Here is a 26,015-nt window from a genome sequence, read left to right as displayed (position 1 = left end):
AGTGTATTTTAATATTTAAATGGTATAATATTGACAGATGCCATTTATCCAAGTTGGATGACCGTGTCCAGTTAAAGATTTAAGAACAAAAGGTATATGAAAATTGGAATGATTTTAACGATTCTGGAGCGTAGCTCCAGATCGGAAAGGCAGAATGATTAGTTAGGGGATCTTACGGTTCATTCTTTCTTAATAAAAAAAAATATAAGACTTATATGTCTTGTATTTAAAGGATTTCATGTGATTTGTTGTGATATTCAGATTGTTGAAAATGAAAATAGAGTTGAAATTATCAAGTTCATTTCTTAAATTTAGTAATACCCAATAAATTTTTAATCCAAAATCATATGGCAAATTTAAATGTTGAATTCATGGGGTTAAATTTAAAAAATCCCATTATAGTAGGGGCTTGTACCCTTTCAGCTACCGTTGAGGGAGCTAAAGATCTTGAAGAGGCAGGTGCTGCAGCAATTGTTTATAAATCTCTATTTGAAGAGCAAATCATTATGGAACGTGCTCAGCTTTCTGATGAATTGGACGAATATGCACATCGTAATGCCGAAATGACTTCACTTTTTCCTGCCTTAGAACATGCAGGGCCTAAAGCTCACTTGCTTAAACTAAAAGAAGTAAAGGAAAACGTTAATATTCCCGTAATTGCCAGTTTAAATTGCTTGTACGATGTTACTTGGTTCGAGTATGCAAAAGAGTTGGAAGATGTGGGAGTGGATGCCTTGGAGCTAAACTTTTATCAAATGCCATTTGATGGTACAAAAACTGCAGAGCAAATGGAAGAGGAAAAAGTTAATATTGTAAAGACTTTAAAAGAAAGACTTTCTATTCCATTTTCAATTAAACTGAGTCCATACTACACCAATATTCTGAATTTTGTTCAAAGGTTAGATGAGGCTGGTGCCTCGGCTTTCATTTTATTCAATCGTCTTTTCCAGCCAGAAATAGATATTGAAACGGAAGCTCATGTTACCAATTTTAATTTGAGCAACCCTGGAGATTTTAAACTAGGCTTAAGATATGTTGGTCTTACTCATGGAAAAGTTAAGGGAGATTTGTGTGGAGCCAATGGGATTTATGGAGCTGCTGATGTGCTGCAAATGATTCTAAGTGGAGCCAAAGCAGTTCAAATGGTTAGCTCTTTATATAAAAACACACCAATGATTATTGAAAAAGTACTGTTTGAAATTAAAGAGTGGATGGATCAAAAAGGATACAAGTCTGTTGATGAATTTAGAGGCAAATTATCAGATAAAGAATTAAAAGCTTCTGATGTTTATTACAGAGCTCAATATCTTGATTTTCTTTTGCATCCTGAAGAAGTTATTAATAAAAATTTGATGAGATAAAACATTAACATTATAAACATAAAAGCCTGTCAATAAACAGGCTTTTTTTATGAAACATATGTATTAAAAAAGGATGTTTAATTTTTCGCAAACGTTTGAAAAAGAAAAGCGTACGTACTCCAAAAAAATCTATACAAAAGCAACTTAAATGAGGGAATTATATTTTTAAAATTAAAAAAAGAAAACTACTTTTGTGTGCGTGTTTTTGCGTGACAAAAATCATGCTTAATCCCTTTAAATTTATTGTTTTAAATAAATAGAAGCTAATAATATAATTGTTGTTAAGGATCCTGTTGTTTGGGACTTTAACGTTTAAAACTAAAAAGCGATAATTATGAGTACTAAGTACGTTTATACTTTTGGTGACGGTAAGGCCGAAGGTAAAGCAGACATGAAAAATCTGCTTGGAGGAAAAGGTGCTAACCTTGCAGAAATGAACCTAATCGGTGTTCCTGTGCCAGCAGGTTTCACTATCACTACTGAAGTTTGTACTGAATACAACAAGCAAGGAAAAGAGGCTGTTGTAGAAATGATTAAAGGTCAAGTTGAGGCTGCTGTTGCTGAAACTGAAAAAGCAATGAACGCTAAGTTTGACTCTAAAGGTGAAGCTTTCCCATTGTTGTTATCTGTTCGTTCAGGTGCTCGTGTATCTATGCCAGGTATGATGAACACTGTATTGAACTTGGGTATGAACGACGAAACTGTGAAGTTGATCGCTGAGAAATCAGGTAACGAACACTTCGCTTACGATTCATATCGTCGTTTCATCCAAATGTATGGTGATGTAGTAATGGGCGTTGAAGCTGAAAACGGTGAGCACTGTCCTTTCGAGCAAGTTCTTGACAAAGTTAAAGAAGCTAACGGTTACGCTGCTGATAACGAAATGTCAGTAGAAGACCTTAAAGGTGTTGTTGAAGAATTTAAAGCAGTTGTTAGAACTAAAGCAGGAAAAGATTTCCCAACAAATCCATGGGATCAGCTTTGGGGTGCTGTTTGCGCTGTATTTGATTCATGGAACACTGAGCGTGCTATCCTTTACCGTCGTATGGAGAATATTCCAGAAGAGTGGGGTACTGCAGTAAACGTTCAGGCTATGGTATATGGTAACATGGGTGAAACTTCTGCTACAGGTGTATGTTTCTCTCGTGATGCTGCAACAGGTGAAGACTTGTTCAACGGTGAGTACTTGATCAACGCACAGGGTGAAGACGTTGTTGCTGGTGTTCGTACTCCACAAGAAATTACTTTGATCGGTTCTCAAAGATGGGCTGAGCGTAATGGTACTTCTGAAGAAGATCGTAAAGCTAACTTCCCTTCATTGGAAGAAGCTATGCCAGAGATCTACAAAGAATTAGATGCTGTTCAGCAAAAACTTGAAGATCACTATAAAGATATGCAGGATATGGAGTTCACCATTCAGGATGGTAAACTTTGGATGTTGCAAACTCGTAACGGTAAGCGTACTGCTGCTGCTATGGTTAAGATTGCTGTTGATATGATGGAGCAAGGTTACTTCGATGCGAAGACTGCTTTATTACGTCAGGAGCCAAACAAATTGGATGAGCTTCTTCACCCAGTATTTGATACTGCTGCTCTTGCTGCTGCAAAAGAACTTTCTAAAGGTCTTCCTGCATCTCCAGGTGCTGCTACAGGTCAGATCGTATTCTCAGCTGAGGATGCTGAAACTTGGGCTGCTGATGGTAAGAAAGTAATCCTTGTTCGTCGTGAGACTTCTCCAGAAGACTTGAAAGGTATGAACGCTGCTGTTGGTATCTTGACTGAGCGTGGTGGTATGACTTCTCACGCAGCTGTAGTAGCTCGTGGTATGGGTAAATGTTGTATCTCTTCTGCTGCAGGATTAGTAGTTTCTGGTAAAACAATGACTATTAATGGTGTTGCTTACAACGAAGGTGATTTCATCTCATTGAACGGTTCTACTGGTATTGTTTACGAAGGAGAAGTTGCTACAATCAACCCTTCTTTGGATGGTGATTTCGGTAAGATCATGGATCTTGCAGAAGCTAACACTCGTATGTATGTTAGAACTAACGCTGATACTCCAGCTGATGCTCAAACAGCTCGTAACTTCGGTGCTAAGGGTATTGGTCTTTGTCGTACTGAGCACATGTTCTTCGAAGGAGATCGTATCTGGAAGATGCGTGAAATGATCCTTGCTGAAGATCTTGAAGGTCGTAAAGAAGCATTGGCTAAATTATTACCTATCCAGCGTGAAGACTTCTACGGAATTTTGAAAGCTATGGACGGATTCGGAGTAACTATTCGTTTACTAGATCCACCATTGCACGAGTTTACTCCAAACGATGAAGCTTCTCAGAAAGAAATGGCTGAAAAACTTGGTGTTGACGTGAAGGTTGTTACTGAAAAAGTAGAGTCTCTACACGAATTCAACCCAATGTTGGGTCACAGAGGTTGTCGTCTAGGTAACACTTACCCAGAGATTACTGAAATGCAAGCTCGCGCTATTATCGAAGCTGCTTGTGACTTGAAGAAAGAAGGTTTCGATCCAAAACCAGAAATCATGGTTCCATTGATCGGTACTATCAAGGAGTTGAAAATGCAGGAAGAAATCATCCGTTCAACTGCTGCTGTAGTATTCGAAGAAAAAGGAATTAAAGTTGATTATATGGTAGGTACTATGATCGAGATTCCTCGTGCTGCTTTAACTGCTGACGAAGTTGCTGAAGTTGCTGAATTCTTCTCATTCGGTACTAATGACTTAACTCAGATGACTTTCGGATACTCTCGTGATGATGCTGGTAAATTCTTACCTATCTACATTGAGAAAGGTATCTTGAAGCAAGATCCATTCCAGGCTCTTGATCAAACTGGTGTTGGTCAGTTGGTTGAAATGGGTGCACAAAAAGGTCGTGCAACTCGTTCTGATCTTAAATTAGGTATCTGTGGTGAGCACGGTGGTGAGCCATCATCAGTTGAGTTCTGTCACAGAACTGGATTGGATTACGTTTCATGTTCTCCTTTCCGTGTGCCAATCGCACGCCTATCTGCTGCTCAAGCAAACTTGAAGTAATCCGATAGAAATATCGATTCAATATAGAAGGCTGCCCTTTGGGGTGGCCTTTTCTTATTTATGAATAATTCAAATGATTTCTTCTCTAAAAATCAATTAACTGAAAATATGACATTTATATATAAATGATACCTTTGGGATGAAAAATAAACCAATCAGTTAGCCCTCGCATGAAAAAATCTCTGGCAAAGAAACTTCTCATCTATTTTGTTTTACTCAACTTCCTCTCAATTACTATTGTTGGGATATACGCCTACACTCAGGCCAAAGAAGCTCTTATCTCAAGAACTTATGACCAGTTAATTTCGGTGCGCATTGAAAAGAAAAAAAGAGTTGAAAATTTCTTTCAACAATGCAAACACGATATGCAAATCATCAGTAGCATCGAATTTCCAAAATCGGATAAAACAAAACCCGACTATTCTTTTGATCAAAATCTAACAAAAAAGATCATAGACCACGATTTTTTCAGACATGAATTTACCTCCTTAATTACTAACAAGCAAAATTTCGAGAACATATTCATTTACCAATCGGACACCTCTTTTATTCATTCCAGCATACAAAATCCGATTATTAATAATAACACACAAACTCTCACTCCGCAACACAAAGAATTATTTCAATCACTCCTAAATAAACAAAGTGATAGTATTTCAGTACACGAATTATTCGCATCACAAAAAAAATTCCCTCCCGAAATCCTCATTTGCAAACTGATCCAGCAACGAAAACAAAAGGCTGTTTTGGCCTTTCAAATCAATTCTGAAATTATTAATGCCATCATGCTTGATAATAATCCTCTAAATGGATTAGGAAAATCAGGAGAAGCCTATCTTGTTGGGAAAGACAATTGGTTACGAAGCACCAGCCGATTCCTGGAACACTCAAAACTCCCTGTTGAAGCCTCAACACGAGGAGTCAAACTGGCTTTTCAGGATAGTACAGGCACATCCATATTTAAAGATTATCGAGGGATTAAAGTTTTAAGTTCATACAGTAAACTAAATCTAATGGGACTGGAATGGGTGGTTTTAGCTGAAATAGATCATCAAGAAGCCATGGTTCCTATTCAAAATTATGGTTATAATATCAGCTACATCCTTATTGTTCTAAGTTTATTCCTACTTGGTGTAGTAGCTCTAATTGCAAACACCATCACGGCTCCAATTCGAAAATTAAGAGACGAAACAGAGAAAATATCATCGGGCATATACGAACCCGTTACTGATATTAAAGCTGAAGGTGAAATACTCGAACTGGTTGAAGCTTTCAATCACATGACCCAAACAATAAAAAAACAACAAGAAAACCTAAAGCTGGCCCACGATAAAAGTATCTCTTCAATGATTGATGGACAGGAATCTGAACGCAACCGATTAGCCAAAGAACTACACGACGGATTGGCTCAAACAATCCTGGCTATTAAAATGCGAATCGAAAATACCGCTCCAGAGAATGCAAGCATCGTTTTAAAAGAATCCGAAGAAATGTTTGTCAGCTTAATGCATGAGATCCGCAGCATGTCAAATGATTTAATGCCAGCTGTTTTGCGTGAATTTGGACTGGTAAATGCACTTAGAGGCCTATTATCACAAATCGAAGAAAACAGTGAACTCAAAACAGTTTTAATTGTTGATGACCAGCTGCCAAAACTGAATAAAAAAACAAAAACCTACCTGTACCGGATTGCACAAGAAGCTGTGAATAACATCATAAAGCATGCACAAGCAACACAAATAACAATAAATATCCATATTAAAAACGATTGGTATTTATTTGAAATTTGCGACAATGGCATCGGTTTAACAGATGATTTTGAATACAACCAGAGTAACGGCATATCGAACATTTTGGATCGAATATCAGTTTTAGGAGGAAAAGTGTTATTTTGCAACAATTCACCCCAGGGCTTAAAAATTCAATGTGAAATCCCATTCAAAAATTGTTCAAATGAGTAAGATTAAAGTTATTTTGGTTGATGATCACAAATTGTTTCGTGATGGTCTTAAATCCTTATTACTAAGCAATCGGGATATCGAAGTTGTTGGAGAATTCGGCAATGCAAAAGATTTAATCAAACAAATCAATCAGTTCGAAAGTGAAATTGTAATTACGGATATCAGCATGCCCGGAATGAATGGCATCGAACTCACGCAGTATTTGAATCGCGAGTTTGCCAACATCAAAACAATTATTTTATCCATGCACATCAACAAGGATTTTATTTTGAGTGCTATGGAAGTCGGCGCAAAAGCCTATCTGCCAAAAGATATTGCGGGAAAAGAACTGATTGAAGCTATTTATGAAGTCAATCAAGGACGGGAATATTTTAATACACTTGTCAGCAATATTATCATGAGGAGTCTGATGAAAAAAAATCAGGACAATAAACGACAGGGTGAATTAACCAATCGGGAAACCGAGGTTCTGATTCTGGTTGCCAATGGCCTGATGAACAAAGAAATTGCTGACAAATTAAATATTAGTGTCCGTACAGTCGACTGTCATAAAAACAATATAATGAGTAAGTTAAAACTAAACACTACTGCTGAATTAGTTAAATATGCCATCCGAAACCATATAATCGAACTATAGGTAATTTACCTAGCCTCTCACCTTTTTTCGTAGAATATTTTAGGGGAAATTATCTATTTCACCTCTCTTGTCACAGCTCTATTTTTGCTTGTTGAAACGAACAAACAATTTACTAACTAAGACAAGATTCTATGATTAAAAAATCACTTAAGTATCTGCTTATAACGCTTCTGTTTTTCACAAGCAGCTATTCATTTGGACAGAAAAGTAAACTTGATGTCAACTTTTCTGCCGATGTTATGAGCAGATATGTTTGGCGAGGTACTCAGTTTGGTGGAAACAGCCCAAGTTTGCAACCTTCGATGAGTGTCACTTATGAAGGATTTGAATTTGGAGCCTGGGGAGCTTACTCTTTATCAGGTGCAAATTCAGGACAGGAACTCGATTTATACGTATCCTATACCCTTCCGAATGAACTATTTTGCTTAACGTTTACCGATTATTATTTTCCAAACGAAAACGATGATTACAAGTATTTTAACTACAACAACAACCGCACAGGTCATGTTTTAGAAGGGATGCTAAGCTTTAATGGAACCGAAAAAATTCCTTTCGGGTTGACTTTCGCCCTAAATTTCTGGGGAGCCGATGCCGTAAAATTGGGAGATGATCCTTCCAAAGCTGATTTCAACAAGAAAACCGGACTTCAATACTCAAGTTATCTGGAGTTGACTTACAGTCATAAACTAGATAATAATATCACTCTTGATGCATTCATAGGGGCAAGCCTTAACAATGCCAAAGAAGCAAATACAAGTACTGGCTTTGTTGGCGAAAGTGGCTACTACGGATCAAAAGCAGGTGTGGTAAATCTGGGCTGCAAACTATCTAAAGAAGTTGCGATCAGCGAGAAGCTGAGTTTCCCGGTATCAGCATCACTCATTACAAATCCAGCTGACGAGAAAATTTATCTTGTATTTGGATTATCATTTTAACAATAACTAAAAACAACTAGATATGATTTTTGATACAGGTTCAACAACCTTTATGATTTTATGTACCAGTTTGGTGATGTTAATGACACCAGGGCTGGCTTTCTTTTACGGCGGTCTCGCTGGAAAAAGAAATATTCTTGGTGTAATGATGCAAACTTTTGTATCATTAGGTATTACCACAATTATGTGGGTAGCTATTGGTTACTCTCTTTGTTTCAGTGGTGGCGAAGGTGGTATCATCGGTAACCTTGACCTTGCTTTTTTAAATGGCATCGACTTTAATACACCGTTTGGACCAAATGGCACATACCCACTGTATATTTTCATTTCCTATCAAATGATGTTTGCCATTATTACACCTGCCCTTATTACCGGAGCTTTTGTAAATCGTGTAACATTTAAGGCGTACCTAATCTTCCTGGTACTATGGCAACTGTTTGTTTATTATCCATTTGTTCATATGGTATGGGGTAATGGTATTCTTGCGCAATGGGGTGTTCTCGATTTTGCAGGTGGTGTTGTTGTACATGCAACTGCTGGTTTCGCAGCCTTAGCTTCTGTAATTTATGTTGGAAAACGTCGTGACCGTCAATCACCGCCAAATAGTATTCCATTGGTAGCTATCGGAACCGGTCTTTTATGGTTTGGTTGGTATGGTTTTAATGCCGGTAGCGAATTGGATGTAAATTCTATCACAACTCTTGCATTCCTTAATACTGACGTCGCTGCTTCATTTGCTGCTATCACCTGGTTGATTATCGAATGGAAAAAAGAAGGTAAACCTAAATTTGTAGGCTTACTAACTGGTGCTGTTGCTGGTCTTGCTACAATAACTCCTGCCGCTGGATTTGTTCCATTGTGGGCTGCTATGCTAATTGGTATTGCTGCCGGTACACTTTGCTATATGGCTGTGCATCTTAAAAACAAGCTTGGATGGGATGATGCTCTTGATGTATGGGGAGTCCACGGTATGGGTGGTGTTTTTGGTACTATTTTATTAGGTGTTTTTGCATCAACAGCCGTAAATACTCAATCAGGACTTTTAGAAGGTAATGTAGCTTTCTTTGGAAAAGAAATTGCTTCAGTAATCATCAGTGCAGTTTATGCATTCTTGTTTACATACTTGATGTTAACAATCATCAATTACATCACACCTGTAAAAGTAAAAGTTGAAGATGAAGATCTGGGATTAGATGCCTCTTTACATGGTGAAAAAGCTTATGATGACGGTGCATTGTAAGTTGTTGTTTTAAATTTAGTTTTCGGAGACTAGGCTGCCCCTAAGGACAGCCTTTTTCTTTTTTATGCCTAATTAAAGTTTTTACTGAGATGAAGAGTACCAGTACTCAACACCTAAGAGTACATGCACTCAATGTCTCAAAGTGCATGCAGTTGTTGTCTCAAAGTGTATGCAGTTGTCGTCTCAAAGTTTTGGTGAATGTACTTTACAGTGTTTAAATGGAAGTTTGCCAGTCTAGGTGGCAAAAATGAAATAATCCAATATTAAATCGATTATAGAATAGAAAACCACCTGGTAATGAACCTAATTTCTAAATTAAAAATCACTAATATATATGATTTAGAATCGAGTACTTTTTTCTTTCTTTGTAGCCATAAAAATTTATTAAAGGATTTAGAATATGAACTGGAGTTTGAAACTTCGAAATTGGCACAGAGATTTCTCTTACTTTTATGTTGGACTATTAATGGCATTTTCAATTTCTGGAATTGCTTTGAATCATCGTCACTCCTGGGATCCGCGTGACTATGTATACGATGCTGTGGATGTAAAATTTGATTTACCCAAAGATAAAGATGCTATTTCAGATGAGTTTTTTCAAAAGGCTCTAAAAAACCAAGGTATTGAACTAAAATTGAATGGAACAGCTTGGAGAAGAGGTGGATATAATCTCTATTTCGATAATGCTTATGCTTATATCAATCCATCTACGGGAGAAGGTCAAATTGAAAGTTTCAGAACACGTCCAATCTTAGGACAAATGGTCGATTTACACAAATCGGCAAGTGATGCTTGGGTTTGGTATTCCGATATTTTTGCCATTTGTGTATTGCTGATCTGTATCACAGGTTTGGTAATCACCAAAGGAAGAAATGGCTTTAAAAAACGAGGTTGGAAATTGGCTTTACTCGGTGTAATTATTCCTTCTGTTTTGTGGTTTTTCCTATAAAAAGAAATTACAAGAAAGGCTGCTTCGTGTGAGGCAGCCTTTCTTGATTCTTATTCATCGCTTTTAATTTTTATGGAGCTAAGCAATTGAATGTTGTTAATGTCAGTATAATCGTATTGGAGTAATCCTTCAGGAGAAATTACCACCAGGATATTTCCCAATGGAATTACATCGTAAGGAGTCAAATCGGTAAATGTACTTAGATGATTTGCAGCAATGTTCAATGGATCAGATTTGTCATAGATTTTTAAACCTGCTGTACCATCGCATACAAAAAGTAAATCACCATCAATTCCCAATCCGTATGGATTTGTCATTGAATACGATTTAAGAAGACTTGGAGTATTTAAATTGCTAATGTCAACAACATCAAGCTGACTCGTATTTTGACCACACCAATTTCCTGCACGAAGCGTTATGTAGGCATAATCATCCTCAACTACCACAGGATCACAACTCATAAAATGTGAGTATTCCGATACATATTCAGGTGCAAATGGATTGCTGATATCGTAGATATACATTCCCCGGTTGGCACCAAAGAAAAGATGATTGTTGTGTGCAAAAACTGTTTCAATTCCCCATCCTAAATTTAAACTACCACTAAATATTGCTTCGTTTGAGTTTGCTATGTCGTAGATATTTAAAGCATATGATGATTTTAGTGTATATAAGGTATTTCCCTGGATCATGAATCGAGCCATGGAACCAGCTTTGCCAATATTTGAACCATTGGCTTTCGAACTGGCCTCAGCTGCTGAATTTGCCATGTAATCGTACATTGGGTAATATCTAGGTTCCTGATATTTTTCGCTGGTACGTTTTACTTCCCAACCAACAACAATGCCTTTTTTAGGATCGATATCACCATATCTGTAATTATTGTTTGTTGGAGGCAAACAGTAAAAGAATACATCGTCAAATCGTTTACTTTCTGTTACCTGATTGATATTACTGATATCGATAACCACCAAATCGGTGTATGAATCGGCATAGAGCATATTATCCTTTACTGCCATATCAATATTTCCGGGAATGGTAATAAATTTTTCGGTAACGGGATTGGAAGGATCGGAATTATTGATCACATGGATGCCCTGGAATTTTTCATTTACCAATATATAATCTCCATAGAAATATATTTTTCCTGTTTCTTCCATACTTCTTGAGCTTTCCGATTTTACTGCATTTTTAAAATCGGCGGTACTCATATACACTGGTTCATTAATGGTATACTCATGAGAAATGTCGTCATCACAAGAGAAGAAGCATACACCTATGAATAGTATCAATGAAGTTTTAATTATTGTTTTCATATGAATTGCATTTAGGGATTAGATTTTAACTTTTTTAATCTAACCTATAGATGCACGTGGATCATATAGGTTGCGTGTAAGTTTTTGAAAGTTAATTTGTAGTGCGACGCAACCAAATTTGATTTGTTCCATCAAAAGAGAAACAATATGAAGAATTATGAAGACTATAAGCCCATTATTAAAACCGATCCTTTTGTTTGTGTTTGGTATTTTACTAACCACTCAGTTAAGTGCACAAAAAAGAATTGATGTTGTCCATCTTAAGAATGGCAATGTATTAAAAGGAACTATTGTAAGACAGGTTCCTGGTAAATTTCTTGAATTGAAAACACTGGATAAAAATTTCTGGAAGTTTGATATGGAAGACATTGCTGAAATAAGCTACGAAAGGAAAAGATTGCCAAAGTTTAAACAAGACAGTCTTACCAATGGAAATCAAAAAGTTTTTATAGATGCTAAATTTGGAGTTTTACTTGGCAGCAATGGGAATGAAAACGAGGCTCCTTTTAGTTTGATGTGTTCGGCAAATTACCTCTTTAAAAATGGCCTGTCATTGGGAGGTGGAATTGGTTTAGAAACCTTTGAAGAAACCCAAATTCCTTTATTCACGGATATTCGCTACCATCATAAAATTAAAGGATTAAATACGTATCTGTTTTGTCAGTCAGGTTATTCTTTTGCACTTGAAAATAGGGAAAATACAAATTATTACTACAACAATGGTGAAGAGATGGACAACAAAGGTGGCTGGTTAATAAATCCGGGCATAGGTGTTGTTTTTAGTGGAAAAGGAAGTACAAGTTTTAGTCTGGGATTGGGTTATCGATACCAGAAAAACAAACTCACATGGTATAACGATTACACTGCCGATAAAGAGATTTTACGGGAGGAATTTAATCGCCTGAGCATTCATTTGGGAATATTATTCTAAAAATATTGTCTCATATACGAGTTGTTTAAGTAATTATTCTTACTTTCAAAATCAGGAGTTTTCCTGATTTTTTTGTTTAAACAAGAACTGATATGACTATTCAAATTGGGCGTTTTTCATTTCGAGGACCTTTTTCAAATTTGGATGAGATTAAAAATCGTCCAGGTCTATATATCCTTCATAGAAATGAAACCGATATTGTTCCAGTAATTATTGGCCAAACGGCTTTGCTAAATGCAAATATTGCAGATGAAATTAAAGCGCATGAATTGAGCTTGGGAAAAGATTGTTATGTTTCAGTTTATAATACCTTTTGCGCACTTGAATTAGACAGAGAAGAGATGATAAAGGAGATCTATGAAATTTTTCACTTGGAGTCTAATTAACTTACCATTCTAAAAACCACCCAAAATTGGCCAAGCAGATAAAAGTCTGAATGGATTTTATATCTTTGCAATTCAAAATTAGTATAAATAATATCTGTTGGCACGAATATTAGCAATTGATTACGGAAGAAAGAGAGTTGGTTTAGCGGTTACAGATCCTTTGCAAATAATAGCAAATGGATTGGATACTGTTGCAGCCAAAGATTTGCTTGATTACCTGGAAAAATACATGACCAATGAAGAGGTTGAACTTTTTGTGGTAGGATATCCAAAGCAGTTGAATAATGAGGATAGCGAATCAATGAAATATTTGAAACCATTTTTAGGGAAATTGAAGAAAAAATTTCCGGATATCCCTATAGAAATGGTTGATGAGCGATTTACTTCAAAAATAGCATTTCAAACGATGATTGATGGTGGCTTAAAAAAGAAGCAACGTCAGGATAAAGCTATGATTGATAAAGTGAGTGCAACGATAATTTTACAATCTTACATGGAAACCAAACGAAACCTGTTTTAGATTGTTTAAAGAGTAAATAAGAGTATAAAAATGATATTACCGATTACGATTTATGGCCATCCTGTCTTAAGAAAGGTTGCCAAAGATATTGACAAGGATTATCCTGAGTTGGAAAAATTCAAAGCAGATATGTGGCAAACCATGTATTTTGCTGATGGAGTAGGTCTAGCAGCTCCGCAAGTAGGAAGGTCGATTAGAATGTTTGTGATTGACTGCTCAACTTTTGCTGAGGAAGAACCTGAATTGGAAGGTTTTAAAAAGATGTTCATCAATCCTAAAATAACAGAGCGTACAGGAGAAGAATGGACCATGTCGGAAGGATGTTTGAGTATTCCTGGTTTAAATGAAGATGTGAAGCGTCCAGAAACAATTAAAATTGAATACTACGATGAAAATTGGGAGTTTCATGAAGAAGAGTATTCGGGTTATGCTGCCAGAGTAATTCAACATGAGTATGATCATCTGGAAGGAATCATGTTTACCGATCATTGTGCTCCAATTAAAAAGCGACTTTTAAGAGGAAAACTTGCCGGAATATCAAAAGGAAAGTTTAAAGCAAAATATAAATTTACACTTCCAAAATAATATACTACCCTACCAATTCGGTAGGGTTTTTTAATGTTCATACGGATTAATGGATAGACTTATATCAGTTCTTATAAGCTGACGAATTGTGATATTATTAATAATATTTAAACAATTTTTGCATTGTTCCGTATTAGCAGATATTGTTTTAGCCACTAATTAAAATCTATATACTATGAAAAAATTAATTCTACTACTTATTTTGTTTGCGCCATTTTTGGGTAAATCACAGGATATTGAACAGTTTCTTTTAGCAGGGACCGAGGATGCTTCAAAGTTGACTGAAAAATATGTGAATCCAGTATCGAAAGGCTTTATGTATGGATTGAACAATGGTTGGTATTCAACTGCCAAAACCCACAAAAAGTTAGGTTTTGACATTACCTTGGTTGCCAATTTGGCCAAAGTTCCAAGCAAGGATGAAACATTTCAGTTTATAGAAAGTGATTATTCAAACATTACTTTGGCAAATGGTTCTTCAAAAATTCAAACCTTGATGGGTGGAGAAAATAATACAACTCTTCAAGCGAGAATTAAAACCGATATGGGAGAGGTCAAGTTGACTAATTTTGTTATGCCAGATGGTATTGGTGATGATTTGCCAATGAATGCTGTTCCTTCTGCAACCCTGCAAGTTGGTATTGGTATTCCAGGAATTAATTCTGATTTAAAAGTAAGATACTTGCCTAAAGTAGGATCTTCCGATTTAGAGGTGGGAATGTTTGGTATTGGACTTCAAAAGAGTTTATCAAAAATGTTAAAGATTGATAAAACTCCAGTTGATATTTCTGCATTAATAGCATATACTCGTTTAACTTCTGAATATGATATTCAGGAAGATTCAGGATTAAATGGTTCAGGACAAAAGATGGAGTTCAAAACCAATGCATATACATTTCAGGCGATTGCATCGGTAAACTTGAAGTTGATCGAATTTTATGGTGCAGTTGGTTATAACACTGCGAAAATGGATGTTGATATCAAAGGTTCTTACGATTTGGAATATACATTGGAAGGAACTGGTGCAACTGTAAAGGAAACTGTTGTAGATCCAGTATCCGTTGATTTTGATGCCAGCGGTGTTCGTGCAACTCTTGGTACCAGATTAAATCTTGGCTTCTTTAAGATTTTTGGTGATTATACCATTCAGGAATACAATACAATTACAGGAGGTATAGCATTTAGCTTCAGATAGAGAAGCTTAATGAGCACAATTGCTCTGTATAATAAATAGATAAGTCCTTGCTTTTTTTAGCAAGGACTTTTTTTTTCGAGTAGGAATTCTTAAATTCAATTAACCATAAAATGTATTTGCATGGATTTACGGGAGCTACTACGACAATATCCTTTTTTGCGAATTCTATTTTTTCTGATAGTTGGAATTTTTATAGCCGAATTGCTTGAAATATCTAATAAGTTGGCTCTTATTCTGATTTCCTTTGTTTTTGTTTTAATGATTTTGTTTGTGTTGATCCCCAAACTGAAAAAATCATACCAATTGCGACCTGTTTTCGGTTTAATAGTGCTTGTCCTGTTTACTTGTTTAGGAGTTTTTAGAACCCAAGTAGTTCAGGAAAGTATGTTTTTGAGTGAGATGGATTCATGCGAAGCTTATCAGTTGAGATTAATTGAAAATGCGATTGAGAAGGCAAATACTTTTTCGTGTGTTGCAAGAATTACAGAATCTGTTAATAAGAACAGTACTATTAAAGAGACTGCCAATATCATTTTATACTTTAAAAAGGACAGTTTAGTAAAACAGTTGAATGTTGGAGATCGATTGTTAATCAACTCTAAGGTGGAGCGTGTTAAAAATGCAGGAAATCCTAACGAATTTGACTACTCGGGATATTTAAAAACGCGTCACATCTTATATACCTCCTATGTAAGTCCCACAAATTGGATTAAACTGCCAACAGATCATCGAATGAATGTCCGCACGTTGGCTTGGAAGTGGCGAGATCAGCTTTTGCAAATATATCGTGATAACGGAATTAAAAATGAAAGTTTCGATATTTTGGCAGCTCTTACCTTGGGATACAAAACAAGCCTCGATCCCGAAGTGCGAAAAGCTTGGGCAGATGCTGGAGCTATGCATGTTTTAGCAGTATCGGGACTACACGTAGGAATCATTTATTTGATCATGAGTTATCTATTGGGTTTCTTACTAAAAATAAAATATGGGCGGTGGATTCGTAGTTTACTTCTTTTAATCATTCTTTGGCTGTATGCCTTGATAACCGGATTATCGCCTTCAGTAATGAGGGCAGCTTGCATGTTTAGCTTCATTGTTGTTGGTGAAGCAATGAAACGAAAAGGAGGAGTTTTTAATTCTCTTGCTGCGTCGGCTTTTTTTCTATTGCTCTATAATCCTTACTTGTTATTCACGGTGGGATTTCAATTTTCATACTTGGCAGTTGTAGGAATCGTATTCTTTCAACCCAAATTTGATAAGTTGCTTTTTGTCCGAAATCCTATTTTGAATAAGTTATGGCAATTAACAACTGTGGCATTAGCTGCACAAATTGCAACCTTTCCCTTAACAATTTATTATTTCAATCAATTTCCTTCTTATTTTCTATTATCGGGTTATGTGGTAATCTTAATGGCGGGTATACTAATTTACCTATCCGCCTTATTGCTGATATTGTCCCAGGTTGAAATACTTTCAAATATACTGGGATGGATACTTCAACATCTAATTAAAATATTAAACCAAATTATTGTTTGGATACATGAACTGCCAGCAGCCGTTATTCATTCCATTAGCTTTTCTTTATTTCAGGTTTTATTGATGTATGCTTTAATCATCAATTTGGTTTTTGTTGTGATTTTAAGAAGAAAAATGGCTGTTTACAGTTTTTTGATTTTACTTGTCTTTTTTCAGATACCAGAACTTTTAAATCATTTTCGACCTAAAAAACAGGAGTTGATTGTTTTTAACGCTGGGGGGAATTCATTAATTGGATTTAGGAGTGGAAATCAAGTAAGTTATCTGTGCGATAAAAATATGGAAATGTCGAAGCAGAAGTTCTTGGCTAATAATTATCAAATTCAAAATCACCTTGATAAACTCCAAACAGACACAATACAAGAAGTAGATTTTTGGGAATTTGCTGGAAGTAAAATTCTAATTATCCAAAGGTATAATGACTTATCGGTTGAGCTTTTTAATCATCTCCATCCTGATATTGTTTTGATGAGGAAATCAGCGTTGAAAAAGGCAGAAAAATTAATGAAACATCAGATCAATTGTACAATTGTGGTTGATGGATCTGTATATAAAAATGATTTACAACGATTACAAAATACTAAGGTAGATAGTTTGGGTAAACTATTTGTTATAATGGATAGAGGAGCTTTTATTGTTGATTTGTCCTTGTATAAATAGTATTGGTGTACAAAAATATAATATTCAATTAATGCTTTTGATTTTAATTTCTGATTTGGTAATTTAGAGAGATTGGCTTTTTAATTTTTTTTAACGATTTATTATCGAATTTGCTCGATATTGTGTTAATTTGCCTCGAATTTTTCCAAAAATATTAGTTAACGGAATAAAGATATGAAGATTGTTATTGCCGGTGCAGGAGCTGTTGGAACTCATTTGGCGAAGATGTTAAGTCATCAGGATCATGATATAATTTTATTGGATCAGGATGAAGAAAAATTGAAAGAAGTTGATTCTCATTTGGATTTATTAACCATTGTGGGATCTAGTTCTTCGTTGAAGGATTTGAAGGAAGCAAGCGTTAAGAAAGCAGATTTGTTTATTGCAGTAACGCAATCCGAAACTACAAATATTACTTCCACAATTCTAGCCAAGAAATTAGGAGCAATAAAAACAATTGCACGTATCGACAATCAAGAGTATTTAACTCCTGAAAACAAAGAATACCTACAAAGTTTAGGAATCGATGAATTGATTTATCCTGAAAAACTAGCTGCAAAAGAGGTAATAAGCTATTTATCTCGTTCTGGTACTCGTCAGATGTATGAATTTTCAGGCGGAAAACTTTTGTTATACGGAATCAAAATCAGCAGTAAGTCTATTATAATGGATAAAACCATGGCCGAAGTGGCTCAAATGACTAGTGATGTTGACTTTCGTGCTGTAGCAATTAAACGTGAGGATGCAACTATTATCCCTAGAGGTCATAATAGATTCTCTAGGGGAGATTTGGTTTTCGTAGTAAGTAAGCCTGAGAGTATCGAAAAAGTAATGCTCTTGGCGGGAAAACAAAAGTACGAAGTGAAGAATGCCATGATTCTTGGAGGCAGCAGAATAGGACAAAAGACTGCTATGGAGTTGGGCCGAAAAATGAATCTGAAACTTTTGGAAATTGACAAGGAAAAAAGTTTAAAACTAGCCGATAGTTTACAAGATACCTTGGTGATTAATGGCGATGGCCGTGATAAAGAATTGCTAAAAGAAGAAGGGATTCATAAAATGGATGCATTTGTCGCAGTAACAGGAAACTCAGAAACCAATATTCTAGCCTGTTTGCTTGCTAAGAAAATGGGTGTTCGAAGAACCATTGCCGAAGTTGAAAATATCGATTATATAGATCTTGCCGATAATATTGGAGTGGGAACCATGATTAACAAAAAACTTCTTGCAGCAAGTTATATTTATCGTTTCACCATGGATGCTGATGTTCAGCATTGCAAATGGCTTACAGTTTCAGATGCTGAGGTAATGGAGCTTACCGCAAAAGAAGGATCTAAAATAACCAAAGCTGAATTAAAAGATTTAGATTTTCCAAATGATGCCAATATTGGAGGAATCATTCGCGATGATGAAAGTATTATTGCAACAGGAGACACTCAAATTATGGCTAATGATAAAGTGGTTGTATTTACTTTACCTTCAGCCATCAAAAAAGTAGAGAAATTTTTTAAATAGGATATTAAAAGAGCTTGTAAAAGCTCTTTCTTTGTTAATAACTCATCTTCTTGTAGATAAGGGTTTTTCTTGGGGCTATGAATTTAAAATATGTTTTTTATTTAATGTCAGTGTTAGCTCTAATTGAATCAGTCTTTATGATTCTTTGTGCACTGATGGCATTTTTCTATTGTGAAGGAGATTTGGGATGTTTCCTGAAATCAGCTATTATTACAATTGCTGTAGGAGGAATTCTTTTTCTGATAACAAAAAACCACAAAACAGAAATTCACAAACGAGAAGCTTTTCTTGTGGTAAGTTTGGTTTGGGTGTTTTTTTCGATTTTTGGAGCACTACCATATTGGATTGGATCGTATGTTCCTTCGTATACCAATGCTTTTTTTGAAACCATATCGGGCTTTACTACTACAGGAGCATCGGTAATTAGTGATATAGAATCATTACCACATGGTATCTTGTTTTGGAGATCGCTTACTCACCTTTTAGGGGGAATGGGAATTTTGGTTTTAACCGTTGCAATTTTACCAATTTTTGGATTTGGTGGAATGGCTATGTTTAATGCTGAAGCAGCAGGAGTTACTGTTGATAAACTCCACCCACGAATTAAGGAAACAGCCAAAAGATTGTGGGGGATTTACATGCTTTTAATTGCTTTGGAAATCATCTTCCTGATGTTAGGAGACATGGGATTATTTGATGCAGTTTGTCATTCTTTTGGGACATTGGCTTCTGGAGGTTTTTCTACAAAGAATGATAGTATTATGGGGTATTCCACATACATTCAATATGTAATTATCTTTTTTATGTTTTTGGCTGGCGTGAATTTTACGCTTCATTACTTTGCGATAAAAGGGAATTTGAAGAAGGTGATTCAAAATCAGGAATTTAAAGTTTATTTTGGCTTAATTCTGCTGATAACAGCAATCATTACCTTAACCTTAACACTCAAAAATCACTTACCTTTGGAACATTCTTTTCGCGATGCACTTTTTCAGGTAGTATCTGTGATTACCAGTACAGGTTTTGTTAGTGCTGATTATACGGCCTGGCCTTCTTATCTGTGGATGCTGATTTTTGGTTTAATGTTTACAGGGGCTTGTGTTGGATCTACTTCAGGTGGAGTAAAAATTCTTCGTCATTTGCTTTTGTTTAAAAATAGCTTTTTGGAGTTTAAAAGGATGATTCATCCCTCAGCAGTGATACCCGTTCGATATAATAATGAGGCAATTGGAAAGGATGTTATATTTAAAATACAAGCTTTCGTAGTATTGTATTTTATCATTTTCTTTGCAAGTACCATCGTACTGGCATTTTTAGGATTAGATTTCATATCAGCCATGGGAGCAGTTGCAACTACAATGGGGGGAATAGGTCCTGGTTTAGGAAAAGTAGGGCCAGTGGACAACTTTGCTATGCTACCGAATGCAGCAAAATGGGTACTTTCGTTTTTAATGTTGCTAGGACGTTTAGAGTTATTTACCTTATTAATTATATTTGTTCCTGCTTTTTGGAAGAATCGATAAGGAAATTTTTATAACAAGTAATTGTCATTTATCTTTAGCTAAAATCTCATCCTAAATTCTGTGATTAAATTTAAGGTTATATTAAATATACTAGGGAAGCTTTTGGTTGGCGAAAGTTTCTTTCTTTTCATTTCATTATTGGTTTCATTAATCTATCAGGAAAATGACACCACAGCTTTTTTAAAATCGGGATTAGTAACCTTTTCAGTAGGAATATTTAGTTATTTATCGTCAAAAGGAGTAAAAAAAGATTTAGGTAAGAGAGAAGGGTATATTATTGTAAGCTTAGTTTGGGTTGTTTTTTCCATGTTTGGATGTTTGCCCTATTTATTTAGCGGTGCAATATCTTCTGTAACTGATGCATTTTTTGAGACAATGTCTGGTTTTACCACTACAGGGTCCTCCATATTGAATAATATTGAGGAATTGCCTCATGGCATTCTGTTTTGGAGATCGCTTACTCAATGGATGGGTGGTATGGGAATTATCGTTATGTTTCTTGCCATTCTGCCAACTTTAGGTATTGGAGGACGCGAGTTATTTGCAGCTGAAGTTCCAGGACCTACACCAGACAAGCTTACTCCACGAATTAAAGAAACAGCAAGAAACCTTTGGGGATTGTATATCTTTTTTACTGCATTGGAAACAATTCTATTGTATGTGGGAGGAATGAGTTTTTTTGATGCCATAAATCACTCATTAACAACAATGGCTACAGGTGGATATTCTACAAAACAGGCAAGTGTAGGATTTTATACTTCACCATATATTCAGTATACAATTACCTTTTTCATGTTTGTGGCAGGTACGAACTTTACACTTTCATATGGAATGATAACAGGGCGTTTTACCAAGGTTTTCAGAGATGAGGAGTTTAGGTTTTACACCTTTGTTGTATTGTTTTTTGCCTTTATAATAACTCTTGGATTAATTGCAGCAGGTAATGTGACAGGTGAGCAAGCATTCAGAGATGCACTGTTTACTGTAGTTTCTATTATTACAACAACTGGTTATGCAACGGCAGATTATCTGCTTTGGTCACCATTTTTGGGCATGCTAATTTTCGTTTTATTCTTTGTTGGCGGATCAGCAGGCTCAACAGGTGGAGGAGTTAAGGTGGTTCGTATTTTATTGCTTTTTAAAAATAGTTTTTACGAACTAAAAAGATTGGTCCATCCGAATGCTGTAATTCCTATTCGGTACAATTCAAAAGTTGTTGATCAAAGAACTGTTACTAACATTTTGGCCTTCTTTGTCTTCTATATTCTGATATTTATGATGTCGGCAGTTTTAATGTCATTTTGGACTCCTGATATTTATTCGGCATTTAGTGCTGTAGCTACAACTTTAGGCAATATTGGACCAGGTTTTGGAGAAATTGGTCCAATGGAAAATTTCCATCAATTACCAGATTTGGCAAAATGGTTTCTTTCTTTCCTAATGATGTTGGGAAGATTAGAATTGTTTACGGTGTTGGTGTTATTTTCTCCTTCATTTTGGAAGCATTAAACCTCAGATCTAAAACTTTTCTTCGATATTCGAATATTTCATTCAACTTCGATTTTATAAATAGCTTATTGGCAATAGCTCCTAAAAATCCTAAAGGAGGTTGATACGATATGATATCTTTCATGATAACTCCATCGGGCAATGGTTCAATGATGTGTTGGTGGTGCCATATGGAATAGGGGCCAACACGTTGTTCGTCTACAAAATAACAGTTATCACGAACCTGAGTAATTTCTGTTACCCAAGTGGTTTTAATGCCTAAAACCGGACTTACTTTGTAAGGAATGATCATTCCCGGATACATTTTTCTCTCTATTAAATCAGAAGTTATATCGAAACCCATGTATTTGGGCGTAATTTCTTTTAGATTGATTGGTGACGAAATAAATTCCCAAAGCTCTTCGATGCTTGTGTGTAGTATTTGTTCTTTATAAAACTGGTAAAATGACATAAAGTAAAGTTTTGGCTAATAACTGTTTGTGTTCTGTATTGATGCAGTTATGCATAAACAATTGGTTATAATAAGAAGTTCCTTGTGAAACCAAGTTCAAAAAAATACTTTCTTCAGAATAGATTTATATTCCAATAATTAAAACATTTTGTGCAGGAAAAAGTTCATAGAATGATTCAATAAAAATTAGATTATTGCACAGAGTTAGAAGCTCTACTTTGTTATCGTAAAGTTAGAGAAAGGCAGTTACTGTGATTCTGGAATAAAAATGATGTGATACAATGAGCGATCAATTATTTGGTGGCGTAAAAACTTATAGGAAGTTGTAAATCAAGGAGTATTTTTCTTTTGTCATAAAAAAGTAAATATTAATCATGAAAATATAACATTTTAAAGGCTGTCTCGTAAACAATGACGTTATATTTACAGAACAAAATTTTCTAGACATTTTAAACAATCTTTAATTTAACTCATGGAACATATAGAAAAGTATAATCACTTAATTGAAAAAGAAATAGAGAAGTACAAAAAAGAGTCAAATAAGGTATTGACAAAATTTGAAAAAAGTTTTAGTAAGGGAAAAATGGTGGTAACTCATCATTTCGAAAATGTGGCAACCGAATTGATACGTTTGGTAAAAACTGATTTTGAGAATGCCGGATATTACCCTGAATTTATTGGGAATAGACCAGGAGGACATATCGTTTTACGTGTAAGCCTACTAAAATCTTCGGGAAAAGTTGCATAGTCTCATAGGTTTGTATAAAAAATGCCGACAATGTTATTCTTGTCGGCATTTTTGCTTTTTATATCAAATCAAAAAATAAGCTCTCCAATTCCAGGTCTGATAATTTCAAATTCTCCGTTTGTACAATCTATGATTGTTGATGCGGTATTGTTTCCGTATCCTCCATCAATTATCAAGTCGACATCTTTTTTATATTTTTCGTCGATTAATTCAGGATCTGTAGTATACTCGATTACTTCATCAGGATCGTGAATGGAAGTAGTCATGATAGGATTACCTAATTCTTCTACAATTCGCAATGGAATATAATGATCAGGAACTCTAATGCCTACTGTTTTCTTCTTACTTTTAAATAATTTTGGAACATTATTACTAGCTGGAAGAATAAATGTGAAGGCTCCCGGTAAGTTTTTCTTCATTATTTTAAAAGAAGAATTATCAACTTTTGCGTACTCCGATAAATTACTTAAGCTATTACAGATAAGAGAAAAATTACCTTTCTCTGCGGTAGTTCCTTTTAATTTAGCTATTCGCTGTATTGCCTTGTTGTTAGTGATATCACATCCAATGGCATATACAGTATCTGTGGGATAAATAATTATTCCACCATCTTTAAGTACTTCAACTATTTGCCGAAACTCCCTGTGATTGGGATTGTCGGGATACAATTTTAAGAGCATTTTGTAGTGGTTAAGGGTTATTTCGGGGTTTAAAGATATAAGTTTCTATTTATTCACAATCCAATCTTAGCTTATTTATTTTCAGTCCAAAGCGTATAATTGTAATATGTATAAAAGAAAAAAGGAGTGCTATTGCACTCCTTTGATTATTTCATTTCAATATTATTAGCTGTTCAATTTATTGTAATCAGCTAAAAATTGTTCTAAACCTTTATCAGTTAATGGATGCTTTAATAGACCAGTAATTGCATTTAAAGGGCATGTTGCTACATCAGCTCCAGCTTCAACACATTGTATAATATGCATAGTGTGGCGTATAGAAGCTGCTAAAACCTGTGTATCAAAACCATAGTAATTATTCATGTCCGCAATTTGACGAATCAACTCAATACCGTCTGTTGAAATATCATCAAGTCTTCCAACGAAAGGAGAAACATAGGTAGCACCAGCTTTTGCAGCCAGTAATGCTTGTCCTACCGAGAAAATTAAAGTACAGTTTGTACGAATGCCTTTTGAACTTAGGTATTTTACAGCTTTTATACCATCCTTGGTGCAAGGAACTTTAACCACAATCTGAGGATGTAATGCTGCTAACTCTTCTCCTTCAGAAATCATTCCGTTAAAATCAGTAGCTATAACTTCTGCGCTAACGTCTCCATCAACTATATCGCAAATATCAACATAGTGTTGTTTGATGTTTTTTTCTCCTTTGATTCCCTCTTTAGCCATAAGAGAAGGGTTGGTAGTTACGCCGTCAAGAACTCCTAAATCTTGTGCTTCTTTAATCTGATCAAGATTAGCTGTGTCAATAAAAAACTTCATTTTACGATTTTTAGTTTGTTTTAAGTCGAAAACGAAAATACACTAAATTCTTATGAAGAACAAAGCTATATTAAGTTTAAACAGATAATAAAAAAGAGATGTGAAATAATTTCGTATCGATTTGATTCGAAAATAAAACTGGAAAGATAAAAAAAGAGCCGATGGAGGGACTCGAACCCACGACCTGCTGATTACAAATCAGCTGCTCTAGCCAGCTGAGCTACATCGGCGAATTTTTTGAGCCATTGACGAGATTTGAACTCGTGACCTCTTCCTTACCAAGGAAGCGCTCTACCCCTGAGCTACAACGGCAAAGTAACAATTGTAACTTAGGGTAACTAAGTATTAGAGCCGATAGAGGGACTCGAACCCACGACCTGCTGATTACAAATCAGCTGCTCTAGCCAGCTGAGCTACATCGGCAATTGCTACTCGCAAAAATATTTTAAAGAACGAAAGAAAGTCGTTAAACTTTCTTTTTGTTTTGATGGAGCCGATAGAGGGACTCGAACCCACGACCTGCTGATTACAAATCAGCTGCTCTAGCCAGCTGAGCTACATCGGCATTTTTTAAACCTAAAAGGCATAAAAAAGTGGGCAAGCAACAACGTCGCACCGCTACAACCACTTACCCTTGCTGCCTTCCGACCCTGGGGGGATTCAGTAGGAGCTGGTCGCGTAGTGCTTACCCGACGACAAAAGTAGAAAAAAGTTGTTTCCCCGCAAATAAAATATGGAACTTCTTCCTACAATTTTTTCATGGAATGCAGCAAGAGATTTATTTTCAGAGAAATAATTTTTCAAAAAAATGTCAAATATTTTTCAGATTTATGTTCTTGCTGTAAAAACGGCTGTTTCGGATTGTAATAATTAAGCTTTTTTAATTGATACATTACCGTAAAAACGGATATCTTTGTGTTCGAAAAATCACAAATGAATTAAAATGTACTACAAAACTTTATTTAAACACTCATTTTTATTTGGGTCTTTGGTGGGAGCCGTATTAATATTGGCATCATTATCGTTTTACTGGAAAGGTGTTTCTATTAATTACAATCCTACACTTTTGTTTATAAACAGAGGCCTAATTATTCTGGGAATATATTTTGGAGTAAGAAAATATCGTGATGAGGTACTATTTGGCGTTATTTCATATGGTCGTGCTTTTGTTACTGGTGCTTTAATGATTGCTGTAGCTTCATCCTTTTATGCGATGTATATCTATATTCTAGCGAGTTATTTCGATGGAGGAATATTAAAGGAAGCAGTTGACTTTACCGAGAAGGGGCTTGTGGAGATTGGTTATGACGATGATCAGGTAGAATTGTTAATGTCATTTTACAGGAAAATTACTCCTGGTATTTTTGCATTCAGTCAGTGGTTAGGTAAGGTTATGGCAGGAGTTTTCTTTTCATTGATCGTGGCATTCTTTTTTAGACAAAAGAGAAATTTGTTTAATAACAGTCCTATTGATAAATTTAACAATTCAAAAAATCAATAAATACA

At 35.4% G+C, this 26,015-nt stretch carries 22 protein-coding genes, 4 tRNA genes and 1 other RNA gene; 18 read left to right on the top strand and 9 right to left on the bottom strand.

The window, feature by feature from the left end; all coding sequences use genetic code 11:
- The first annotated feature begins 347 nt into the window (after positions 1-347).
- The 7 genes from ACKPCA_RS11750 (at position 348) to ACKPCA_RS11720 (ending at position 10,132) form a co-directional block, all read left to right on the top strand.
- Entirely contained in the window at positions 348-1,361 is a 1,014-nt protein-coding gene (locus tag ACKPCA_RS11750; RefSeq protein ID WP_321279270.1) for a dihydroorotate dehydrogenase-like protein, read from the top strand.
- 334 nt (positions 1,362-1,695) lie between these two features.
- A complete protein-coding gene (gene ppdK / locus ACKPCA_RS11745; RefSeq protein ID WP_321279269.1) occupies positions 1,696-4,410 on the top strand; it encodes a pyruvate, phosphate dikinase in 2,715 nt (904 codons plus the stop codon).
- 170 nt (positions 4,411-4,580) lie between these two features.
- Positions 4,581-6,371 (top strand): sensor histidine kinase, encoded by a 1,791-nt coding sequence (locus ACKPCA_RS11740; protein ID WP_321279268.1) that lies wholly within the window; start codon positions 4,581-4,583, stop codon positions 6,369-6,371.
- Positions 6,364-7,008, top strand: coding sequence for a response regulator transcription factor (locus ACKPCA_RS11735; protein WP_321279267.1), 645 nt, complete (start codon positions 6,364-6,366; stop codon positions 7,006-7,008). Before ACKPCA_RS11740 ends, ACKPCA_RS11735 begins: the two co-directional genes overlap by 8 nt.
- A gap of 131 nt (positions 7,009-7,139) precedes the next feature.
- Entirely contained in the window at positions 7,140-7,943 is an 804-nt protein-coding gene (locus ACKPCA_RS11730) for a TorF family putative porin (protein WP_321279266.1), read from the top strand.
- Between the two features lie 22 nt (positions 7,944-7,965).
- On the top strand, positions 7,966-9,183 hold the full coding sequence (locus ACKPCA_RS11725; protein WP_321279265.1) for an ammonium transporter: 1,218 nt from the start codon (positions 7,966-7,968) through the stop codon (positions 9,181-9,183).
- A gap of 400 nt (positions 9,184-9,583) precedes the next feature.
- Positions 9,584-10,132 (top strand): PepSY-associated TM helix domain-containing protein, encoded by a 549-nt coding sequence (locus ACKPCA_RS11720; RefSeq protein WP_321279264.1) that lies wholly within the window; start codon positions 9,584-9,586, stop codon positions 10,130-10,132.
- A 50-nt stretch (positions 10,133-10,182) separates the two neighbouring features.
- Here the strand turns inward: ACKPCA_RS11720 and ACKPCA_RS11715 are convergent, their stop codons facing one another.
- Entirely contained in the window at positions 10,183-11,448 is a 1,266-nt protein-coding gene (locus ACKPCA_RS11715) for an LVIVD repeat-containing protein (RefSeq protein WP_321279263.1), read from the bottom strand.
- Between the two features lie 157 nt (positions 11,449-11,605).
- Between ACKPCA_RS11715 and ACKPCA_RS11710 the strand changes: the two genes are divergently transcribed.
- The 9 genes from ACKPCA_RS11710 (at position 11,606) to ACKPCA_RS11670 (ending at position 21,808) form a co-directional block, all read left to right on the top strand.
- Complete coding sequence (locus tag ACKPCA_RS11710) at positions 11,606-12,379, top strand: hypothetical protein (protein ID WP_321279262.1); 774 nt, start codon at positions 11,606-11,608, stop codon at positions 12,377-12,379.
- Positions 12,380-12,471: 92 nt separating this feature from the next.
- Positions 12,472-12,765, top strand: a complete 294-nt coding sequence (locus tag ACKPCA_RS11705; protein WP_321279261.1) for a hypothetical protein — start codon at positions 12,472-12,474, stop codon at positions 12,763-12,765.
- 97 nt (positions 12,766-12,862) lie between these two features.
- Positions 12,863-13,285, top strand: coding sequence for a Holliday junction resolvase RuvX (gene ruvX / locus ACKPCA_RS11700; RefSeq protein ID WP_321279260.1), 423 nt, complete (start codon positions 12,863-12,865; stop codon positions 13,283-13,285).
- Positions 13,286-13,315: 30 nt separating this feature from the next.
- A complete protein-coding gene (gene def, locus ACKPCA_RS11695) occupies positions 13,316-13,870 on the top strand; it encodes a peptide deformylase (RefSeq protein ID WP_321279259.1) in 555 nt (184 codons plus the stop codon).
- 175 nt (positions 13,871-14,045) lie between these two features.
- Entirely contained in the window at positions 14,046-15,065 is a 1,020-nt protein-coding gene (locus ACKPCA_RS11690) for a DUF6588 family protein (protein ID WP_321279258.1), read from the top strand.
- A 120-nt stretch (positions 15,066-15,185) separates the two neighbouring features.
- Entirely contained in the window at positions 15,186-17,261 is a 2,076-nt protein-coding gene (locus ACKPCA_RS11685) for a ComEC/Rec2 family competence protein (RefSeq protein ID WP_321279257.1), read from the top strand.
- Positions 17,262-17,435: 174 nt separating this feature from the next.
- Positions 17,436-18,776 (top strand): Trk system potassium transporter TrkA, encoded by a 1,341-nt coding sequence (gene trkA / locus ACKPCA_RS11680; protein ID WP_321279256.1) that lies wholly within the window; start codon positions 17,436-17,438, stop codon positions 18,774-18,776.
- 104 nt (positions 18,777-18,880) lie between these two features.
- Positions 18,881-20,299 carry a TrkH family potassium uptake protein gene (locus ACKPCA_RS11675; protein ID WP_321279255.1) on the top strand — a complete coding sequence of 473 codons (1,419 nt, stop codon included), beginning with the start codon at positions 18,881-18,883 and terminating at the stop codon, positions 20,297-20,299.
- Between the two features lie 60 nt (positions 20,300-20,359).
- A complete protein-coding gene (locus tag ACKPCA_RS11670; RefSeq protein ID WP_321279254.1) occupies positions 20,360-21,808 on the top strand; it encodes a TrkH family potassium uptake protein in 1,449 nt (482 codons plus the stop codon).
- Here ACKPCA_RS11670 and ACKPCA_RS11665 read toward each other — a convergent pair.
- Entirely contained in the window at positions 21,765-22,259 is a 495-nt protein-coding gene (locus ACKPCA_RS11665; RefSeq protein ID WP_321279253.1) for an SRPBCC family protein, read from the bottom strand. The genes ACKPCA_RS11670 and ACKPCA_RS11665 overlap by 44 nt on opposite strands.
- 472 nt (positions 22,260-22,731) lie before the next feature.
- Between ACKPCA_RS11665 and ACKPCA_RS11660 the strand changes: the two genes are divergently transcribed.
- Entirely contained in the window at positions 22,732-23,007 is a 276-nt protein-coding gene (locus ACKPCA_RS11660) for a hypothetical protein (protein WP_054716077.1), read from the top strand.
- A gap of 68 nt (positions 23,008-23,075) precedes the next feature.
- Here the strand turns inward: ACKPCA_RS11660 and ACKPCA_RS11655 are convergent, their stop codons facing one another.
- From ACKPCA_RS11655 to ffs, 7 genes are all read right to left on the bottom strand, one after another.
- The gene (locus tag ACKPCA_RS11655) at positions 23,076-23,687 is read right to left on the bottom strand and encodes an L-threonylcarbamoyladenylate synthase (protein ID WP_054716080.1); all 612 of its coding nucleotides are present in this window, start codon (positions 23,685-23,687) and stop codon (positions 23,076-23,078) included.
- Between the two features lie 165 nt (positions 23,688-23,852).
- Complete coding sequence (fsa, locus tag ACKPCA_RS11650; RefSeq protein WP_321279252.1) at positions 23,853-24,509, bottom strand: fructose-6-phosphate aldolase; 657 nt, start codon at positions 24,507-24,509, stop codon at positions 23,853-23,855.
- Positions 24,510-24,665: 156 nt separating this feature from the next.
- Positions 24,666-24,739 (bottom strand) — tRNA-Thr (locus ACKPCA_RS11645).
- 10 nt (positions 24,740-24,749) lie between these two features.
- Positions 24,750-24,821 (bottom strand) — tRNA-Thr (locus ACKPCA_RS11640).
- Between the two features lie 37 nt (positions 24,822-24,858).
- Positions 24,859-24,932 (bottom strand) — tRNA-Thr (locus ACKPCA_RS11635).
- 65 nt (positions 24,933-24,997) lie between these two features.
- Positions 24,998-25,074: transfer RNA gene (locus ACKPCA_RS11630), tRNA-Thr, on the bottom strand.
- A gap of 27 nt (positions 25,075-25,101) precedes the next feature.
- An RNA gene (gene ffs / locus ACKPCA_RS11625) (signal recognition particle sRNA small type) lies at positions 25,102-25,200 on the bottom strand.
- 252 nt (positions 25,201-25,452) lie between these two features.
- Between ffs and ACKPCA_RS11620 the strand changes: the two genes are divergently transcribed.
- Positions 25,453-26,010 carry a DUF4199 domain-containing protein gene (locus tag ACKPCA_RS11620; protein ID WP_054716082.1) on the top strand — a complete coding sequence of 186 codons (558 nt, stop codon included), beginning with the start codon at positions 25,453-25,455 and terminating at the stop codon, positions 26,008-26,010.
- The last annotated feature ends 5 nt before the right edge of the window (positions 26,011-26,015 follow it).

Source organism: Marinifilum fragile, from assembly GCF_963677365.1.
GTDB lineage: Bacteria > Bacteroidota > Bacteroidia > Bacteroidales > Marinifilaceae > Marinifilum > Marinifilum fragile.
The sequence above is the reverse complement of the archived record's forward strand: the minus strand, read 5'-3'. Positions and strand labels throughout refer to the sequence as shown.

Bases quoted from the DNA above. Each gene is read 5' to 3' on its own strand.
- ACKPCA_RS11725 (WP_321279265.1), top strand. From the start codon at position 7,966: ATGATTTTTGATACAGGTTCAACAACCTTTATGATTTTATGTACCAGT.
- ppdK (WP_321279269.1), top strand. From the start codon at position 1,696: ATGAGTACTAAGTACGTTTATACTTTTGGTGACGGTAAGGCCGAAGGT.
- ACKPCA_RS11665 (WP_321279253.1), bottom strand. From the start codon at position 22,259: ATGTCATTTTACCAGTTTTATAAAGAACAAATACTACACACAAGCATC.
- fsa (WP_321279252.1), bottom strand. From the start codon at position 24,509: ATGAAGTTTTTTATTGACACAGCTAATCTTGATCAGATTAAAGAAGCA.
- ACKPCA_RS11710 (WP_321279262.1), top strand. From the start codon at position 11,606: ATGAAGACTATAAGCCCATTATTAAAACCGATCCTTTTGTTTGTGTTT.
- ACKPCA_RS11655 (WP_054716080.1), bottom strand. From the start codon at position 23,687: ATGCTCTTAAAATTGTATCCCGACAATCCCAATCACAGGGAGTTTCGG.
- ACKPCA_RS11735 (WP_321279267.1), top strand. From the start codon at position 6,364: ATGAGTAAGATTAAAGTTATTTTGGTTGATGATCACAAATTGTTTCGT.
- ACKPCA_RS11750 (WP_321279270.1), top strand. From the start codon at position 348: ATGGCAAATTTAAATGTTGAATTCATGGGGTTAAATTTAAAAAATCCC.
- ACKPCA_RS11660 (WP_054716077.1), top strand. From the start codon at position 22,732: ATGGAACATATAGAAAAGTATAATCACTTAATTGAAAAAGAAATAGAG.
- ACKPCA_RS11685 (WP_321279257.1), top strand. From the start codon at position 15,186: ATGGATTTACGGGAGCTACTACGACAATATCCTTTTTTGCGAATTCTA.
- ACKPCA_RS11675 (WP_321279255.1), top strand. From the start codon at position 18,881: ATGTCAGTGTTAGCTCTAATTGAATCAGTCTTTATGATTCTTTGTGCA.
- ACKPCA_RS11730 (WP_321279266.1), top strand. From the start codon at position 7,140: ATGATTAAAAAATCACTTAAGTATCTGCTTATAACGCTTCTGTTTTTC.
- ACKPCA_RS11690 (WP_321279258.1), top strand. From the start codon at position 14,046: ATGAAAAAATTAATTCTACTACTTATTTTGTTTGCGCCATTTTTGGGT.
- ACKPCA_RS11715 (WP_321279263.1), bottom strand. From the start codon at position 11,448: ATGAAAACAATAATTAAAACTTCATTGATACTATTCATAGGTGTATGC.
- def (WP_321279259.1), top strand. From the start codon at position 13,316: ATGATATTACCGATTACGATTTATGGCCATCCTGTCTTAAGAAAGGTT.
- ACKPCA_RS11740 (WP_321279268.1), top strand. From the start codon at position 4,581: ATGAAAAAATCTCTGGCAAAGAAACTTCTCATCTATTTTGTTTTACTC.
- ACKPCA_RS11620 (WP_054716082.1), top strand. From the start codon at position 25,453: ATGTACTACAAAACTTTATTTAAACACTCATTTTTATTTGGGTCTTTG.
- ACKPCA_RS11705 (WP_321279261.1), top strand. From the start codon at position 12,472: ATGACTATTCAAATTGGGCGTTTTTCATTTCGAGGACCTTTTTCAAAT.
- trkA (WP_321279256.1), top strand. From the start codon at position 17,436: ATGAAGATTGTTATTGCCGGTGCAGGAGCTGTTGGAACTCATTTGGCG.
- ACKPCA_RS11720 (WP_321279264.1), top strand. From the start codon at position 9,584: ATGAACTGGAGTTTGAAACTTCGAAATTGGCACAGAGATTTCTCTTAC.